Consider the following 18,889-nt stretch of genomic DNA (forward strand, 5'->3'; position numbering starts at 1 on the left):
CCCCATATAAAAGCCATCGCACGTTACTCTTAAACGTGTTTGTTTAGCTAGGCAATACGCCAAAATACATCAACTAATAATAGCTCTATAAGGTCGTGAAGCCTTGATGGCTGTCACGTAAACACAGTTGACAATAATGGCGGTTTTGCTAAAGTAGCTAGCATCATTATTATTTATATTTTATTAAGGACAACTTTATGGCCAATCCTATTGTCAGTCGCGCAGAACTTGCGATCGGCGGTAAGCCAATGACGGTCAAGGGCGTGATTCAAAAGACCAGTCTATTACTTGGATTATCTGCGATCACTGGTGTGGGCTTTTTCTTTTATGCCCTTATGGCAGGTTTGTCGCAAGGCTTTATCACGATGGCTGCCTTCGGCAGTATGTTTGCTGCTTTTGGTCTCGCGCTTTTTATCACTTTTAAACCTCATAAGGCCAAAACCTTTGCGGTGCCTTATGCACTGTTAGAAGGCATATTTTTAGGCGGCATCTCGCTGTTCTTTATGCGGATGTATCCGAGTGTACCAGTGACCGCTATGTGTGCCACTTTTGTGACGGCAGCCGTTATGCTAGGGCTATATCGCTCAGGTCTGGTCAAGGTGACTGAAAAGTTCCGCTCAATTGTGACTTCAGCATTGATTGCAATTATGCTGGTTTATGTGGCGCAATGGGTACTTTCTTTAGCGTTTGGTTCAAGCTTACCGTTCTTATTTGAAGGTGGTGCTATCGCTATCGGCTTTAGCTTATTTGTGATTATCATCGCTTCTTTCACGCTGTTATTAGACTTCGATAATATCGATCGCGGTGTGGCAATGGGTGTCTCTGAAGACTACGAATGGTTATTCAGTATTGGTATTCTTGCCACGCTCGTATGGATGTACATTGAATTTATGCGTTTGCTAAGCTACTTGCAAGACTAATCTAAATATTATTTAACAGTCATTTAAATAAAAAAACCGCCTTGGCTATTCATATAGTTAAAGGCGGTTTTTTTATGGGTAAAGTTAAATACTTATGATAGACATACTGTTTGGAAAAATGTGAGCAGCAAGGAAGATGAGTCTCAGTACTACATTAGTAGGCTAAGTAAGTATGGCGCAGCTAATCGTTTTTTTGAATAGGTATTAAGCACGCTTTAAGCGCAGCGCATTTAAGACCACAAACAATGAACTTAATGACATACCAATAGCAGCCAGCCAAGGTGGCACATAGCCTAACGCTGCTGGTATTAGCACACTGCCATTATAAATCAGTGCCCAGCGGAAGTTTTGTTTGATAATACGTTCCGTTTTATCAGAGATACGCTTAGCCGCAGTAATAGCGTCGATTTGACCATTTAAGATAATACTGTCACTCGATACTTGTGCCAAATCTGCCGCCCCCGCAATAGAAGTCGAGACATCTGCTGCGGCTAGCACTGGCGCATCATTAATACCGTCTCCCACCATCAACACTACGCCACCTTCCGCCTGTAGTTTTTGAATGTGAGTAACCTTGTCTGTTGGCGATAGACCATTGTAAGCAGAATGCATCCCTAAGCTTTCAGCCAATACCAGCGCTTGCGGGCTTGGGTCACCAGTCAACATAACTGTCTCAATACCCAACTCTTTAAGCGTATCGAGCATGGCTTTGGCACTATCACGCACCTTATCATTGAAATAGAAGCATGCCAGCGCTTGCCAAGTGACCGAGTCATTTTGTTGACAAGATAAAACCACTGCTGAGCTGGCGCGCTGTGATACTAAATCAATGACCATATCATTATCAGCATCGTTTAACGCAAAATCCACATGACCAATTCGATATAATACGCCATCAATCATTGCCTCGACACCGCCTGCTGGATAATGCTGTAAGGCCTGCGTCGATGGCAAATGCAACTGATAGGCAGCGGTAAGCAGCGCGTGTGCAATAGGATGACGGCTCCCTACTTCTAGAGCCGCAGCGATGGCTAATACCGTATCTTTTTGCTCATCTGTAGCCGTTGCAATATCATTATCTTTAAGCAGCTCAATATTTAATAAATTCGGCTTACCATAAGTTAAAGTGCCTGTTTTATCAAAGGCGACATGAGTGATTTCCGCTAAAGTTTGTAGCGTATGTCCACGCGTCGTCAAAAAGCCATAGCTTGCCAGTCGATTGGTCGCGACCGTCAGCGCAATCGGTGTCGCTAAAGACAGCGCACAAGGGCAAGTCGCGACCAATACCGCGACCGTAGCCCAAATCGCTTGACTTGGGTCAACGATATACCAACCAATGAATACCAAGACAGACAATACCAAAATACGCGCCACAAACCATCGTGCCAGCTTGTCTGCTTGCTGTGCCAGTTTGGGCTTTTCACTCATGGCACGGTTCATCAGCCGATCAATTAAGCCAATTTGGCTGTCTGCTGGCAATGCTGTGACCAGCATCTCAAACGGTTGGCTATCGTTTTGTGCACCGCCGACGATATAGTCACCTTGGCTCTTGATAATCAAGTCGCCCTCACCCGTCAATAGGCTTTGCGACACGGTAGCAGTCTGGCTCAGCAAAATACCATCGCTGATGATTTCAGAGCCAGCCTCAACTAAAATGATATCACCCACTTGCAAACTATGGGCGGTGACCATTTGTTTTTCTTTTGCCTCATCTGCTGTTGTTGATATGGCTGATTTTTGAGTACGCGTGCGTTGCCAGTCTTGTGCAATTTTTGATGTGAGCTGATGAACATTGGCATCCATGCTTTGCATAAAATTAGGCGTTGGATTAGCTGATGTGCTCGCCTCATTTGTATCCAAATTACTGACTTGATTGCTCACGTCTTCATTTATAGCTGTTTTCTTGAGCTCATTTTTCTTTAACTGCTGTAATATAAGCTCGGCGGCTTCTTTATCTTCCGCAATTTTTTGTACCAGTACTGGCTCAACCACAACCAAGTCATTGGCCATGGTGGCGGCTTTTAGGCGGGCATTATGCTCAATGTAACGCCCTGCCAGTAAAAAGAAAATAAACATACTGACCGAATCGTAATAGGTTTCCCCTTGACCAGTGATGGTGGCATATAGGCTCGCGAAAAAAGTCACAATCAGCGCGATGCTGACGGGCACGTCCATATTGACTTGACGGGCACGAATTGCCGACCACGCTGAGGTAAAGAACGGGACACCCGCATAGAAGAAAACGGGCGTACTGACAAATAAAGACACCCAGCGCAAAAAATCACGCTGAAATATTAGCATATCGCTGTATTCACCAAAATAGATGGCAACGGCATACATCATCGCTTGCATCGAGCCCAACGCGGCAATGCCAAGACGTATCAGCATTTGGTTGTTATGACGCGCCAGCATCGCCTCATGCGTATCTTGACGATAAGGCTTGGCTTCATAGCCGATTTCATTAATGGTGGCAAGAATACGGCTGATCGGCAGCTTATCCTCGTTCCAAATCACACGCATACGCTGATTGGTCAAATTCACCTGACATTTACTGATACCCTCTAACTCATCGAGACGCGACTCAATTAGCCAAGTACATGCCGCGCAGCGTAGGTTATTGACGGACAGCTCTGCAACCGACAGTCCGTCTTGAGCATAGACGAATTGTGATTTGATCTCGTCATGGTCATACGCCTCAAGGCGAGTCAACTGCGTCGGTAGACTTGCCGTACGATTAATCTCTGAGCGGTCCAAGTAATACTGCTCAAGCCCTGCCTCTACGATGCTTTGAGAGGCTAACTGACAGCCCATACAGCACATCTCACGCGGCTTACCCAATATCTTGGCATGGAACGGCGGCTGCGGTACAGGATCACCGCAGTGGAAACAGTGACCTGCGAGTGGCAGTACTAAACCTTCGATGATAGAGTTATCTTCATAATGCTGGCTGGTGGTCGATGCCATTGATGATGGGACATTGGACATAATCGCGCTTACTTCCTTTAGACAGGTTTGCTCGAACCTTATTCGCTTTAAGTAAACTTACTATCACTAACGAGACTCAACGCCTATGCAGAAGACTTATCTAAAACAGCTGTTTTAAATAACTTTCAGCACGGCTCACAAAAAATAAAACAATAACAGTAGCGGTTAATTCATAAAAAACACATCGTTGGCGCGTCTCTAAACTGCTATCGTGCATGGCTATGTGACATGGTTACATGGTGACATGAAGCTAATATGACACTTATATAACAATGATATTGCCAATCTAAAGCTTTTAATGCTTTGTTAGCAATGACCGTGTTTTAACAGAGATTATACTATAAGCAAGTGCTGTGAAGAGCATAACCACGCACAGCTTAAAATCAATGAATGCCTGCGTTGACGATGATAGATTGAAAAATTTGTCAATTTGCGTCATTATGAGGCAGTTTTTTATACCAAAATGGTGCGACATCAGTGCAAACATCCAATTCCAAGTTACCAAATACCAAGTTAACACAGTCCTCTAAATCTGTTAACCACACGCTCCCTTCACAGCAGCGTGGGTTGGTATTTAGTAGTCTTATCTTAATTGTCATTATTGCTGGCATGGTGCTCTTGGCGCTATATTTAATCAAACTTGATCGCACCATTACTCATAAGTTTGAAGGTAAGCGCTGGGATATCCCTGCTAAAGTGTATTCGCAGCCGCTTGAATTGTATCAAGGCGCGAGTGTCGACAAAGATACGATGAAGACATGGCTGGAGTTGCTGAACTATCAAAGCAACAAAGCTTATGATCGCACGGGAACCTATCATAGATCAGGTAATACCTACTTTATTCATACTCGCGGTTTTACTTATAGCGCCAATGATGTGGATAAAGAGCAAGTCATAAAAATGACCATTGCTGGTAATAAGATTGAGTCCGTACAAAGTACTTTACCTGCCAAAAGCGGCATCATTCGCTTAGAGCCGGTGAGTATCGGTGGTATTTATCCTGACAGTAATGAAGATCGTTTGGTCGTCTCGTTAGATGAAGTACCACAACCACTCATTGATGCGTTAATAGCCACGGAAGACCGTGCGTTTTATGAGCACAAAGGCGTCTCTATACGAGGCATTGCACGTGCCGTACTGAACAACTTCTCTGGTGGCTCTAGACAAGGCGGCTCGACCATCACTCAGCAGCTGATTAAAAACTTCTATCTCAATTCAGACCGTACGCTGAAGCGCAAAGCCAACGAAGCGTTAATGGCAGTATTGCTCGAGCTACATTATAGCAAAGATGAAATTCTACAAACGTACCTCAACGAGATTTATTTGGGTCAAAACGGCAACCGCTCTATTAATGGTTTTGGCTTGGCATCACAGTTTTACTTTGATAAACCACTGAATGAGCTGCGCTTGGATCAGCAAGCCCTGCTAGTCGGTATGGCAAAAGGCCCGAGTATCTACAACCCACGTCGCCATCCAAACGACTCAAAAGCGCGCCGTGACGTCGTGCTGGGCAACATGCTGGCCGTTGGCTCACTCAGTCAAGAAGACTATGAAAAAGCGCTAAAGCAGCCACTTGGTGTCGTGGACAAACCTGTCGAAGGCAAAAGTCAATTCCCTGACTTTTTGGATATCGTCAAGCGCGAGCTGAATACCGTGTACTATTCTGATGACCTCAAAAATGAAGGTCTTATCATTATCAGTACTTTAGACCCTATTGCACAATTAGCCGCAGACAAAGCGGTTGATAGAAAATTGGGTGAGCTGCGTCGTAATAGTAGCAAAACCAAAGACTTGCAAGGTGCCTTAGTGAGTGCCAATCCTGAGACTGGTGAGCTGGTATCTGTAGTGGGCAGTGGCAGTGAATTTACCGGCTTTAACCGTGCGGTCGATGCCAAGCGCCAAGTGGGTTCGTTATTGAAGCCTATTATTTATATGACAGCGCTTGAAAGTGGGCGCTATAATCTTGCAAGCTCAGTCGATGACTCACCGATTACCGTCAATCTAAGCGATGGTACTAAATGGAACCCCAAGAACTATGACAATCGTGACCATGGTTATGTGCCATTTACCACTGCTTTATCAAAGTCTTATAACCAAGCAACGGTACGCTTAGGTATGGAGTTTGGGGTCGATACCTTTGCCAAGCAGTTACAGCGCATGGGAATCAAAGAAAAAATACCACCTTATCCATCAGCATTGTTAGGTTCTGTTAATCTTAGCCCAATGGACATGCTTGGTGTCTATCAAGTCTTTGCAACTGGTGGCTTCCGTACGCCTATCCATAGTATTCGCACCGTCATTGATGACCGTGGTCGTATTTTACAACGTACTGGACTCAACACTCAGCGTAGTATTCCGCCTGAGACCAATTTCTTAATTAACTATGCTTTACAAGATGTGGTCAAAAACGGTACTGCCAAACGCGTGCAATCACTTGGTAGCAATCTAAATCTTGCTGGCAAAACAGGAACCACAAATGATTACCGCGATGCTTGGTTTGCAGGTTACAGTGGTAACTATGTCAGTGTGGTTTGGGTTGGCCGTGATGATAACAAGCCAATTGGTTTAAGCGGCGGTACTGGCGCATTGCCAGTTTGGGTTGACTATATGAATCGCTTGAAACTGACGCCTGTGGCACTACCAGAGCCTGAAGGTATTGAATGGTTGTGGTTAGAGAACAACTCAGGCAAGCTGTCTAATGAGCGCTGTGCAGATGCACGCTATCTGCCTGTCCTGTCGGCATATTTACCAGAAGAAGCCAGCAGTTGCGCTGTCGGCTTATATCAACAAGATCGTGCTCGTGAACAGAACCAGCAGCGCCGTAGTGAAGGTTTAGAGATTCCAAATGGCGAAGCTGTTGATAGCGACAACCAAGAAAACAGTGATGGCTCAAATGGTAATGATGCAGAAAGTCGTGCCGATACTTGGTATGATCGTGCCGTTGAATGGTTCTAAAGTTATTTGTGAAACTTAAAAAAGGTCTCAACTTAATGTTATCTCTCAAGCAAACTGTATCAGCTAGGTCAGCCGTCATAACGCGGTCTATCAAAATCAAGCCAGCCAATACGATGCTGGCAGTCAGTGCTCTAGCTGGCATGTTGAGTTTGAGCGCTTGCCAGACTGCGCCGACTGCATCTACCGCTATGAAAACCGTACCGACTCAAACGCTGCCATCATCGCAGACAGCTAAAGCCCCCATAGCGACTGTGACGCAAACGCCCATTGTCAGAACAGAGGACGAGGATGACTACCCCATTGAGCCTTATAATCCCTCTGAGCCAGCCGAATCAACCAATCCATTGACTCAAGAGACGCCTGTATTTACACCATCTAGTCCTGTGTTGACCCAACCTGATTCAGTTATAATCATTCCTTCGCGTGATGACTACATCATCTCTGAGCCGTCAGCACCGTCACACAACGAATTGCTAGAACAGGCAAGAAAAAACTCGCAGCAACGGACACAGCAAGCTACTACCAACAATAGCAACCTGCCAGCATTTCGCAATTTGATGCAAGCAGGTATCAGTCAACTAAAAGCTGGCAAACTGACCAATGCTGAAAACAGCTTTACCCGTGCACAGCGCCTAGCACCTAAATCTTCTGCGGTGTATTTCTATTTGGCACAAGTGGCATTAAAAAAGAACCAGCCGCGCAAGTCAGAAGCCATGGCACGCCGTGGCCTGAGTGTTTCTCAAGATACCAGTCGTCGTCGCGCGCTGTGGCAAATTATTTTGCAATCAGGACAAGCCCAAGGCAACACTCGCGTCATCAGTGAAGCGAAGCAAGCCTTACGCTAATATCAAGACATAGCGAAGTGAATAAATACCAAGTTTATCACTTGGTATCTATTCACTTTTTATATTGTACATACGCATCATTTATCCAAAATAGACATTTATTTTTAATTAAGGTTATCGTTATGGCATGGCAACAACTGCATTTACAATGTGAAAAAGCAAACGTCGATTTGGCTGAGGCACTGCTCCTAGAAGCAGGTGCATTATCCATCGCCTTAGACGACGCAGGTGACCAGCCTTTATTTGAGCCATTACCTGGCGAATCACCGCTATGGGATGAAGTTATCTTGACAGGGCTATTTGATGCGACCACCGATGCTGGCAGTCGTCAGGCAGTCGAGCAGCTCAGTCATGAAATCGCAGCACAAGTGCAAGCCACCCGTATCTGGCTCACGGCTGTCGATGATAAAGATTGGGAGCGCGAATGGATGAGCAATTACCATCCTATCGAATGTGCCAATAATTTATGGATTGTACCCAACTGGCTGACGCCGCCCAATCCTGAGGCGACTAACATTATTATGGACCCTGGCCTAGCCTTTGGTACAGGCTATCATGCCACTACCCGCTTATGTCTTGACTGGTTAACAGAACAAGATCTAAAAGACAAAGTGGTGATTGATTATGGTTGCGGTTCAGGTATTTTAGGCATTGCTGCTTTGTTATTAGGTGCGCGCCACGTGTATGCCGTCGATATCGACCCACAAGCAGTGCTAGCAACCAATCAAAATGCCGCACGCAATCACGTTGGGGATCGTCTGCAAGCGTTTTTGCCAGAAGACTTCACTGACTACTGCGCACAAAACGATGTATTACCTGTAGACGTAATCGTTGCAAACATTCTAGCCAAGCCGCTTATTGGCTTAGCGCCTTACTTTGCTACCTTAATCGCACCAAAAGGTCGCATTGTATTGGCCGGTCTAATAGAGTCACAAACCGAACAAGTAACGGCGGCTTATCAACCTTACTTTGCGCTTGATGCAAAGCATGCTTTTACAGCGCAAGAAGACCAACATTGGCAGCGTTTATCTGGTACATTTACAGGCTAGCAACATTTAATTACATCTGTTACGATAGAGGGCAGTCAAATGTCATGCATTTGACGCCACTCTGTCCTTACTCATGATTTATGGACATTTAAAGCTGCTATAAACAGCAGTATTAGCACTATAGGCAACTATTAGCGAGTGGCTAAGCGGTATTGATAACCATAATTTTTTGGATTCGACCCTATGACCACGCCCATAAAAACTCAGTGCCCTCATTGCCAAGCTTGCTTTAAAATACAGCAAACACAGTTGAATAAAGTAAACGCCACGGTTAGCTGTGATCAATGCCAACAGAGTTTTTTGGTCAATAAACATCTTATCCTCACTGCCGATGCTGTCAGTACTTCCGCGATTCAAAAAAATACAACGACTGACATCAATACGCTAGCCGATTCAAATCGACATTCTGCACAAACTGCTGACAATCATAATAAAAATCAACATGCAGCAGGCGCCACTAAGCCGTCACTCACTCCTCCACATTCAAAAAATATTTCCTCTGATACTTTAATTGAGGATGATTTGATTCATGACGGCTTAATCTATGATGATATGGATAGCGATGAACCAGAAGAAAGTGTTTTAGAGTATGATTCTCTAGATAGTATGGATGCTTGGCTGACTCAAGCAAGCAATATGAACAATAGCAGTTATACTTCTACAGCAGACAACCAACCACCAAGTAACCTCTCTAAAAAAACAGATAAAAACAACGGGTCATCAGCGAAAGTATCATCTGATGCTACAACAGAAAATCCCTCATCAGCACAAATGGCGCTCAGTTCAGCAGCCGCTAATGATATTCATGCCAATGTGGATGATACTGCGGACAATTCTTGGCTCGAAAAACTCCTAAAAGAACAAAATAAAAGCGAAGAGGTTCGACAAGACGATACCGATTTATCACAACTGTTGCTCGATATGGGTGTACCACTGAAAGATGAAGCGTTAACCTCCGAAGAGCGTGTGAGAAAAGCACAAGCAAAGTTTACACCTACGCCGCAGAGACGTTCTATCGCATCCTTATTATGGACACTAGGATGCTTAGTATTAGCACTGCTACTTTTTGCTCAATACGTCATTTTCAATCTAGAAACTTTGATGAAAAACCCAGTGCATGCAGAGCGCTTACAATCAGTATGTGCAGTCGCTGCCTGTAGTTTACCTAGTGCCGATCTAACAGCATTCACGATTACCAACCTTAATCATAAATCGAGTAAGATTAAGATGGATGGAAAGTCGAGCGATGTCAGTGCCACATTAAACAATCAAAGTGCCAAAGCACAGCTGTATCCGAATGTTAAAGTCAGCGTATACGGCGCAAATGATATGATTGGAGAATTCATCGCCACGCCAGCTGATTATCTATTAAGCAAGCAAAGCCAATTAGCGGCGAACAGTAGTCGAAACATATTATTTACCATCCCTGTTGCTAATAGACAAATTCGAGAAGTGACTATAAGTCCTCTGTATTGAATGGATAATTACCAACAAAATATTGTCTATCTATAAACAACCTTGTCTTTTAAAACTTCAATCGTCAGAAAAACGTAGACAGGTCGCAAGTTCAGTAGTGATGCAAGTGCGACCCAGCCAGTTATATTTTGTGGCAATGTTATAATAGTAAGCATATACCCTAGTCATACTGCTGCCAATATAAGGTTAATCTGTCAGCGCTAAACGATATTAATTTGATATAATACCCTGATATCTTATGGTTTGACTCTTTCCAATCCCAAGGACATTATCTTATGGCACCTCATGCACAGCATAATGCCAATCATTTTGCCACAAGCTCTGAGCATCCTGCCGATTATAGTACAGCTAACCATCATTCAACTCGTCATGTTGACTCCTCATTAGACAGCGATGCGAGCCAGCGTCATGAACCACTGCGCGTACATGTGGAGCGTGTGGTACGACAGTACTTCGCGATGCTAGGTGATGAGATGCCGACAGACTTGTATGAGCTTATTTTAAAACAAGTTGAAGAGCCGCTATTATCGGTTGTCCTTGAAAAAACGCGAGGCAATCAAACCAAGTGTGCACAAATCTTAGGTCTGAATCGTGGCACTTTACGCAAAAAACTCAAAACTTATGACTTAATGTAGCATCTGCTATATGCATTTCTCTGTCTTTATTACCAATCATTATGTATGGCAATTTAACGTTATTGACGCTATCCACCATGATATTGTCTGCAACAATTGTCATTGTCACCTTGCCAGACGTTTACGTCAGGCTTTTTTTATGGAAATTTTCTTATGAGTACAACCCCACTTGCTCTATTGTCAGTCTCTGATAAATCCAATATCGTTGAATTTGCGCAAGGCCTTATTAAGTCAGGCTTTGGCTTACTGTCTACTGGCGGTACTTATCGTTTACTCACAGAAAACAATGTTGCTGTGACCGAAGTATCCGATTACACAGGTTTTCCTGAAATGATGGATGGCCGTGTCAAAACGCTACATCCTAAAATTCATGGTGGCATCTTAGGACGCCGTGGTACAGACGATGCCGTCATGAGTGAGCACGCGATTGAGCGTATTGATTTGGTTGTCGTCAACCTTTATCCGTTTGCTGAAACCATTGCTCGTGCGGATGTCACCATGAACGATGCTATCGAAAACATCGACATCGGTGGTCCTACGATGGTGCGTTCTGCAGCGAAAAACCACGCTCATGTGGGTATCGTGACTGATCCAGCAGATTATGAGCGCATACTTGCCGCTTTAGGTGATGGCACCGAGCTGACACCTGCTTTGCGCTATGACTTAGCGGTTAAGGCTTTTGAGCATACTGCACAGTACGACGGAATGATTGCCAATTTCTTAGGTAGCCGTGTCAATGAAAGCCAGCAACCTGAGAATTTCTCACGTACCTTTAATGTGCAGCTCGAAAAAGCACAGGATCTACGCTACGGCGAAAACCCACATCAAAACGCCGCTTTTTATACAGAAAACCATCCGCTAAAAAGCCAACAAGCTTCTATAGCGACTGCTAAGCAACTGCAAGGCAAGGCGCTGTCTTATAACAATATCGCCGATACTGATGCTGCTCTTGAGTGCGTGAAAGCCTTTAGCGCCCCTGCTTGCGTAATCGTTAAGCATGCCAATCCTTGCGGTGTCGCTGTGGATAACGATCAAGTAACCGCGTATAACACTGCCTTCAGTACTGATCCTGAGTCTTCTTTTGGCGGCATCATTGCTTTTAACCGCCCATTGACGTTAGTAGCTGCTAAAGCCATTATCGACAATCAGTTTGTAGAAGTTATTATTGCACCAAGCATCGAAGATGGTGTGCTTGAAGCGACAGCTGCTAAGAAAAATGTCCGTGTATTGGTGTGCGGCGAACTGCCAGCGCCAGATCAACGCGATAGTCAGCTTGACTACAAGCGCGTCAACGGTGGACTGCTAGTACAAGAGCAAGATCTTGGTTTGATTACAGCCAATGACTTAAAGATTGTCACTGATGTACAACCAACAGAAGCGCAAATCGCCGATCTATTATTCAGCTGGAATGTAGCAAAATACGTCAAATCTAATGCCATTGTTTATGCCAAAGGTCAGCGTACTATCGGTGTTGGTGCTGGTCAGATGAGCCGTGTCAACTCAGCGCGTATCGCTGCTATCAAAGCTGAGCACGCTGGATTGGCTACTGAAGGTGCTGTTATGGCATCAGATGCCTTCTTCCCATTCCGTGATGGCATCGATAACGCTGCCCAAGTCGGTATTGCTGCTATTATCCAGCCAGGTGGGTCTATGCGTGATGACGAAACCATTGCTGCGGCAAATGAGCATGGCATCGCGATGGTATTCACTGGTATGCGTCATTTCCGCCATTAAATTGTTCCGTATCACTTTGAATAGTAGCATTGATAGCAGTATTGAATTTTGTATCGCCATTAATGCTAAATCTTTATGATAAAAGTAATACTCATTAAAAAAGCCACTGTAGACAGTGGCTTTTTTATGCTTAAAACTTGAAAAGGTTATTCAGAAAGAATGACTAAGTAAGTATCTCAAGTTTTCCTTAATAGCTTTATTTCTAACGCCCTTGCGCGTTTGCTATATTGGCGTCATTAACTTCAACTTTATATACCAAGCGGAGATAATCCAAGTAATCTTGTAGCTGATCTTGCCCCAAGTTATCACGAATGATGGCAGCTGTTTGTGCTCTTTGCACATCAGATAATGGCGACTGCTCCTCTGTTTTAATACGATCACCGACCAACAAAGTCGCACCCATCTCAGTCTCACTGGCAATGGCAACGACGCCATTATTAGCTGCTTGCTGACTAAAGGCTAATCCGCGTTCTTTCTCTGTCAATAGAGTGGTTTGGCGATTAACTTCACCTAATGATTGAAAACGTACTGGCTGTTTATTGATATCAGCAGGCGTTTTAATACCAGCGGCTAGTTTCTTCGCCTCTTTTAGCGCCAATGCCGTTGCCTTTTCTTGACGTAATATCTGAGTGATTTTTGGTGTAGCAGCAGCTAAGCTAAGCGTTTTCGTAGGACGATAGTTGCTTGGCTGCACCCATACCGTACCGTTACCGACTTCGATACCTGCGGTTACTGCCTGATCTTGAATGGTAAACTCATCAAAAGCCTGCTTAATCACTGCTGGTTGTGATAGCTCCGACTTGTTGTTTTCTTTACGATAATCCTTGATACGTTTTAGCGTTACGTTCTCTTGCTGAGCGATGTCTTCGATACTAAAGCCATCTGCTGCCAAGTCATTAATCGCTGTCACTTTATCTGCATAGATTTCTTGACGCTTATATTCTTTGGCTTTTGCTGTCAGCTCTGCACGCATGCTTTCTAGGCTTGGGATTTTACTACCGTTATCTTCGGTTACAGTAAATATCTGATAGCCAAAGCTAGTCTTAATAGGTGCTGTTACATCACCCACGCTTAAGCCCTCTAAAGCTTGCTCAACCGCTGCAGCATCATTACCAAATACAGAGGGATTAAAGGTACCAATATCGCCACCTGTTGCTCCTGATGGATCATCTGATTCAGTTTTAGCCAATGCGGCAAAAGACTCACCTTTATCCAAGCGAGCTTTGATTTTGGCCGCTCTGGTCTTCGCATCTTTACCCGTTAATAGGATTTGACTGATTTTACGTTCATCGACAACAGCTAGCCCTTGCTTATAAACTTCATATTGCTGCTGCAAATCTTCTTCCGTAACCTCATTCACTTGAATGGTTTTAGGACTTAATTGCAAATATGCCAAATCTACCATCGCCGCACTTTTTAGCGTGTCTTTATTGGCATCATAATAGGCTTGTATATCGCCTTTGCTTAACTTGACCTGATCTGCATAGTCTTGCCAATTAAATCGATGCAGCCAGATATTGCGCGACTCAAGTTGTAAGTCAATCAATTGACTGACCGCTTGCATGGGATATACTGCCGTGCCAACAATACTGGCATTGAGCTGGTCGAGGCTTAACTGGTTACGAAACTCAGCAAATAGCTGATCTTTGGTCATGCCGCGCTGGCGCAAGAAGTTTGAAAATTGGTCGTTAGAAAAATTGCCTTCTGCGTCCTTAAAAATTTCTTCTTCACGCAATAAACGATTAATCGTGTCATCAGAGACTGTCATACCAAGCTTGCCCGCTTGCTGCTCCAATAGCGTACGATCAATGAGACCTTTGAGCACCTGCTCGTGCAATACATCTTCATTTAATAGACTGGCATCATCAACTTGTTCTAGTATTTCAGTACGACGGTTATTTACGGCAGTCTGATACTCGGACAACCCTAGGCTTGCTTCACCCACCTGAGCGACTTGGTTGGGATCGACCCCGCCTCCAAAATAGCTTTCGACACCCAATAGAGCGAGCGGCGATAGGCATAAAATCAATAAAATGCGACCTGGCCAGCTTTTTAAGAAATCGCGCAATTTATCCATAGTTATCTCTGCTTTATAAACCTATATTGATGAAAAACCATTGTAATATTACTATTAATATCAATGCTATCTAAGCAGGCAATGGTAAGAATAAGAACGTGTGAATTTGATATAAAACAACAAGACTGAGTAAAACAGCCTTATTTAAACAACGCATCTATCGCGCGCCCTATGATACGTGATTTTTGATGCAGACTCAAAATATTCACGTGGTATGATACAAACTATAGCGATAAAAAAAGCACCTAATATTTAGGTGCTTTCTTATGATTCATATTATGACTTTTCAGCCATGCTATAAACCATATAGTGCTTTACTAAGTAAATGCTGTGTTCGTTCGTATATCACGTCGTTATACAGCATCCGTTTTTAATAAAACGGCTTAGTTTAAACGCTCTTTTAAGTTTTTACCCGCTTTAAAGCTTGGTACTTTACTTGCTGGAATGCTAAGCTCTTCACCCGTCTTAGGGTTACGGCCAGTACGTGCTTTACGGTCTTTTACGCTGAAAGTACCAAAACCAACCAATGAGATGCTATCGCCAGCTTCTAGCGCTTCACCAACACTTTCCATAACAGCATTCAATGCATCGCCAGCTTGGGTTTTGTTTAGGCCACTTTTGTCTGCGATGCTATCAATTAATTCTGACTTATTCATAAAATTTCCTTCAAGTTTAAGGGGGATAATAAACGCTCACGCCAAGCATTGTAACGCTCTCATAGCATTTAAGCAATAAAAACTGCCTGACTGGCGTATTAACAGGTTTCGCTTTGTTATCGTCTTTATATCAAGGCAGCATAAGGAGCGCAAGCGATTTTACATATTTTTGCCTACTGTACTACGTATTTGACACTCAATGTTACGCAAAGCCTCTGCAACTGTTATAACCGCTAGTAACCTTGGCTTTTCCTAACTTCGACTTAGCGAGTCAACCTCTATACTGCCTTATCGTTCAAAGAGATGTCATCTCATACTGAGGCATCGCCAGTCATAAATATCTGTGTCCTTGTTGATCACCAAATTGTAAAGTAATAATTTTCCAACTGACAGAAACTAGCGTTACTTTTTATTATAAAGGCGTTACTATAAGCAAAATATCACTGCACCTTTTGGGTCAATTTTGACTCTTGTTTGTCTTTTGCCTCTAATTTGCCAAATATAAAACGGATTATTTACATGAAGCGTTCTACGTTGTCTCACTCTTTTCTTAATATCATTCTGGTGTTCATCGAGTCGGCGCTGACACTATTGTTACGTTTAGATCCCGAACTACGTAAAGCCGCTTACCCACTTGCCAAGCAAGGTACTGTCGTGGCGCTACGCTTGTATCTACCGCATGTTGAAGTGTTTGCCACGTTTAGCACCAAAGGCGTATTATTAGACGCAGAGTTACCTATTGACCGCAGCGAACCTGACGTCATCATTAATGCTTATAGCATCCAAGTGATCAATGCGATCACCACTCATGACAGCGAAACCATCGAAAAACTACAAATGCGCGGTGAGTCTGTTCAAGTACAGTTGGTCAAGCAGTTTATTATGCAGCTCGGTCTTGGCAGCTTAATTCAAGGTCTTATTAAAAAGATAAAAGGTGGCAAAGGTAAGACCAAGCCTACTGAAGCTGAAATGGCTGACAAAAAGGACAGCTATAAATTACGCATCAAAGAGCAACAAACCCAAATAAACACCTTGACTATTAAAAACCGTGAGCTTGAAATCACGGTTAAAGAGTTACAGAGCAAACAAAAAACCCTGATAATCGTCACCGTGGCTGCTCTCGTTATTATGATCGCAGCCATTATCGCGCTATTAATGAATTAATGTCGCCAACGACGACTTACCAATGTCAGCTTACCAATGACAGCTTACCAATAACAAGCTACTTACTTTACCAAACGCGTTTGATGCCGATTAAGGCATATTAAGCGCTTAATATACTAAGCGCTTAGATGACTGGGGCGTATTGAACATTCAGCACGCCCTAATATAATTGATAGAAGTTAAAAAAACGTAATACTCGAACTTCAAGACTGTATTTTAGTATTTCAAAAATGCTAGGAATCAATGTTCTCAATCTTATAGTCCCTCCTTTTAATACCATTGTTTTTATCAATCATAGTGATAAGCTCGATTAACCATTCAACCACACTTTAATCTTGACTAAATTACTCAGGATTAAGTATAATTGGCTTAATCGTTGCACACATCGGGTTAATCATCTGCTGTTTAATAACGATAAGACACAACTTAGCGGTTATGTGATTCCATCAGTAGCTTTCATATTGCGCTACAAGCTACCACCACTATCATTTTGCTAAGGTCGTTGTTAAATAAAAATGACTTAAAAGTTTGGAGATAACACATGCGTTTGACTACTCGAGGCAGATATGCCGTTACTGCGTTACTGGATTTGGCATTACAGACCAGCCAACAAGACACTGCAGTCTCCTTATCTGATATCGCCAAGCGGCAATCGATTTCTATCTCTTACCTTGAACAACTGTTTTCCAAACTTCGTAAGCGTGGTCTGGTCACTAGCATCCGAGGTGCGGCCGGTGGCTATCATCTAGCCAAACCATTGCATGAAATAGACGTCATGAGCATCATATCTGCCGTCGATGAGTCGGTTAATGCGATGCAGTGCGAAGGACGCGGCGACTGTCAAGGTGGTACAATGTGCTTAACCCATGATTTATGGTGTGCACTGTCCAATCATATCGAACAGTACTTGAAAAATATAACATTAGCGCAATTATTAGACATGGAAAATGTGCAATCAGTGTCAGAGCGTCAGCACAGCTCTACCAAAGAGATTTCCATAAAAGATATCAACACTATTACCCTATCGAACAGCGAGGCAAACCCAGCATGAGCCAACATAACAACCTTATATACTTAGATTATGCCGCCACCACACCAGTTGCAAAATCAGTAGCTGCTAAGATGAGCGAGTATCTGACAGTAGATGGCATCTTTGGTAATCCAGCCTCGCGCTCGCATGGCTATGGCTGGCAAGCAGAAGAAGCGGTAGAAACAGCGCGTCAACAAGTGGCTGAAGTCATTAACGCTGATCCACGCGAGATTGTCTTTACCTCTGGTGCAACAGAATCAGATAACTTAGCCATTAAAGGTGCCGCCCACTTTTATCAATCTCGTGGTAAGCACATCATTACCAGTAAGATCGAACATAAAGCCGTATTAGATACGTGCCGTGAGCTTGAGCAAGAAGGTTTTGAGATTACTTATCTTGAGCCACAGCCAAGCACTGGGCTAATCTTACCAGAGCAAGTGAAAGAAGCATTACGTGACGATACTATCTTAGTATCACTCATGATGGTAAATAATGAGCTTGGTACGATTACTGATGTCGCTGCCATTGGTGAAATCACTCGTGAAGCAGGTGTGGTCTTCCACGTCGATGGCGCACAATCTGTTGGTAAAGTATTGATTGACCTTGAAACCACGAAGATCGATTTGATGAGCTTCTCAGGTCACAAAGCCTACGGTCCTAAAGGTATTGGTGCATTATTTGTTCGCCGTAAGCCACGTATCCGCTTGAAAGCAGAGCAGCATGGCGGTGGTCATGAGCGCGGTATGCGTTCAGGTACATTACCGACGCATCAAATCGTTGGTCTTGGGGCAGCATTTGCTTTAGCCAATGAGCGTTATGAAGAAGACCATGCACATGCAGCCAAGCTACGCCAAAAACTGTGGGACGGTCTACAAGATATCGAAGAGATTTACCTAAATGGTGATCTTGAGCACAGCGTACCTAACATTGTAAACATCAGCTTCAACTTCGTTGAGGGCGAGTCTCTCATGATGTCACTCAAAGACTTAGCCGTATCATCAGGCTCAGCCTGTACATCAGCGACGCTTGAACCATCATATGTATTACGCGCTATTGGTCGCCCAGATGAATTAGCACACAGCTCAATTCGTTTCAGCTTTGGTCGTTATACCACCGAAGAAGATATCGATACTGTCATCAAACAAATGCATGAAGCAGTCGATAAATTACGTGCCTTATCACCACTTTGGGATATGTACCAAGAAGGTGTTGATTTAGATTCAGTCGAATGGGCTGAGCACTAAAATTACCGAAAACAACGACACAGTTATCAAACAGAACCATTAAACGATTGATCAGACACTTATAAATCCAGTTTTTATAAATACCGTTTTTATAAATACCGTTTCTATTAACTAAATGT

Annotated in this window: 13 protein-coding genes; 10 read left to right on the forward strand and 3 right to left on the reverse strand. The window is 43.6% G+C overall.

From position 1 onward, the window contains the following. Positions 1–197: 197 nt before the first annotated feature. Complete coding sequence (locus tag JMV76_RS03140) at positions 198–920, forward strand: Bax inhibitor-1/YccA family protein (protein ID WP_045445091.1); 723 nt, start codon at positions 198–200, stop codon at positions 918–920. Between the two features lie 204 nt (positions 921–1,124). Here the strand turns inward: JMV76_RS03140 and JMV76_RS03145 are convergent, their stop codons facing one another. Continuing rightward, the gene (locus tag JMV76_RS03145) at positions 1,125–3,905 is read right to left on the reverse strand and encodes a heavy metal translocating P-type ATPase (protein WP_193009462.1); all 2,781 of its coding nucleotides are present in this window, start codon (positions 3,903–3,905) and stop codon (positions 1,125–1,127) included. 477 nt (positions 3,906–4,382) lie between these two features. On the opposite strand from JMV76_RS03145, the gene mrcB reads away from it, so the two are divergent. From mrcB to purH, 6 genes are all read left to right on the forward strand, one after another. Then, the gene (gene mrcB, locus JMV76_RS03150) at positions 4,383–6,860 is read left to right on the forward strand and encodes a penicillin-binding protein 1B (RefSeq protein ID WP_060490725.1); all 2,478 of its coding nucleotides are present in this window, start codon (positions 4,383–4,385) and stop codon (positions 6,858–6,860) included. A gap of 35 nt (positions 6,861–6,895) precedes the next feature. Further along, entirely contained in the window at positions 6,896–7,705 is an 810-nt protein-coding gene (locus tag JMV76_RS03155; RefSeq protein WP_201501573.1) for a tetratricopeptide repeat protein, read from the forward strand. A 122-nt stretch (positions 7,706–7,827) separates the two neighbouring features. Continuing rightward, positions 7,828–8,754, forward strand: coding sequence for a 50S ribosomal protein L11 methyltransferase (prmA, locus tag JMV76_RS03160; RefSeq protein WP_201501574.1), 927 nt, complete (start codon positions 7,828–7,830; stop codon positions 8,752–8,754). Positions 8,755–8,937: 183 nt separating this feature from the next. Then, positions 8,938–10,230 (forward strand): DUF3426 domain-containing protein, encoded by a 1,293-nt coding sequence (locus tag JMV76_RS03165; RefSeq protein ID WP_201501575.1) that lies wholly within the window; start codon positions 8,938–8,940, stop codon positions 10,228–10,230. A 275-nt stretch (positions 10,231–10,505) separates the two neighbouring features. Next, the gene (fis, locus tag JMV76_RS15050) at positions 10,506–10,865 is read left to right on the forward strand and encodes a DNA-binding transcriptional regulator Fis (RefSeq protein ID WP_087816165.1); all 360 of its coding nucleotides are present in this window, start codon (positions 10,506–10,508) and stop codon (positions 10,863–10,865) included. A gap of 153 nt (positions 10,866–11,018) precedes the next feature. Further along, a complete protein-coding gene (purH, locus tag JMV76_RS03175) occupies positions 11,019–12,599 on the forward strand; it encodes a bifunctional phosphoribosylaminoimidazolecarboxamide formyltransferase/IMP cyclohydrolase (protein ID WP_201501576.1) in 1,581 nt (526 codons plus the stop codon). 202 nt (positions 12,600–12,801) lie between these two features. On the opposite strand, the gene JMV76_RS03180 is transcribed toward purH, so the two are convergent. Together JMV76_RS03180 and JMV76_RS03185 are read right to left on the reverse strand one after the other, a co-directional pair. After that, positions 12,802–14,676 (reverse strand): SurA N-terminal domain-containing protein, encoded by a 1,875-nt coding sequence (locus JMV76_RS03180; RefSeq protein WP_201501577.1) that lies wholly within the window; start codon positions 14,674–14,676, stop codon positions 12,802–12,804. 383 nt (positions 14,677–15,059) lie between these two features. Beyond that, positions 15,060–15,332: an HU family DNA-binding protein gene (locus JMV76_RS03185; RefSeq protein ID WP_045445077.1), complete on the reverse strand. Its 273-nt coding sequence runs from the start codon at positions 15,330–15,332 to the stop codon at positions 15,060–15,062. Positions 15,333–15,851: 519 nt separating this feature from the next. Between JMV76_RS03185 and JMV76_RS03190 the strand changes: the two genes are divergently transcribed. The 3 genes from JMV76_RS03190 (at position 15,852) to JMV76_RS03200 (ending at position 18,770) form a co-directional block, all read left to right on the forward strand. Next, positions 15,852–16,496 carry a hypothetical protein gene (locus JMV76_RS03190; RefSeq protein ID WP_201501578.1) on the forward strand — a complete coding sequence of 215 codons (645 nt, stop codon included), beginning with the start codon at positions 15,852–15,854 and terminating at the stop codon, positions 16,494–16,496. A 541-nt stretch (positions 16,497–17,037) separates the two neighbouring features. Continuing rightward, complete coding sequence (locus tag JMV76_RS03195; protein WP_045451863.1) at positions 17,038–17,547, forward strand: Rrf2 family transcriptional regulator; 510 nt, start codon at positions 17,038–17,040, stop codon at positions 17,545–17,547. Beyond that, entirely contained in the window at positions 17,544–18,770 is a 1,227-nt protein-coding gene (locus JMV76_RS03200) for an IscS subfamily cysteine desulfurase (protein WP_201501579.1), read from the forward strand. Before JMV76_RS03195 ends, JMV76_RS03200 begins: the two co-directional genes overlap by 4 nt. Positions 18,771–18,889 lie beyond the last annotated feature (119 nt).

The sequence above is a fragment of the Psychrobacter cibarius genome, assembly GCF_904845955.1.
Classification (GTDB): domain Bacteria; phylum Pseudomonadota; class Gammaproteobacteria; order Pseudomonadales; family Moraxellaceae; genus Psychrobacter; species Psychrobacter cibarius_B.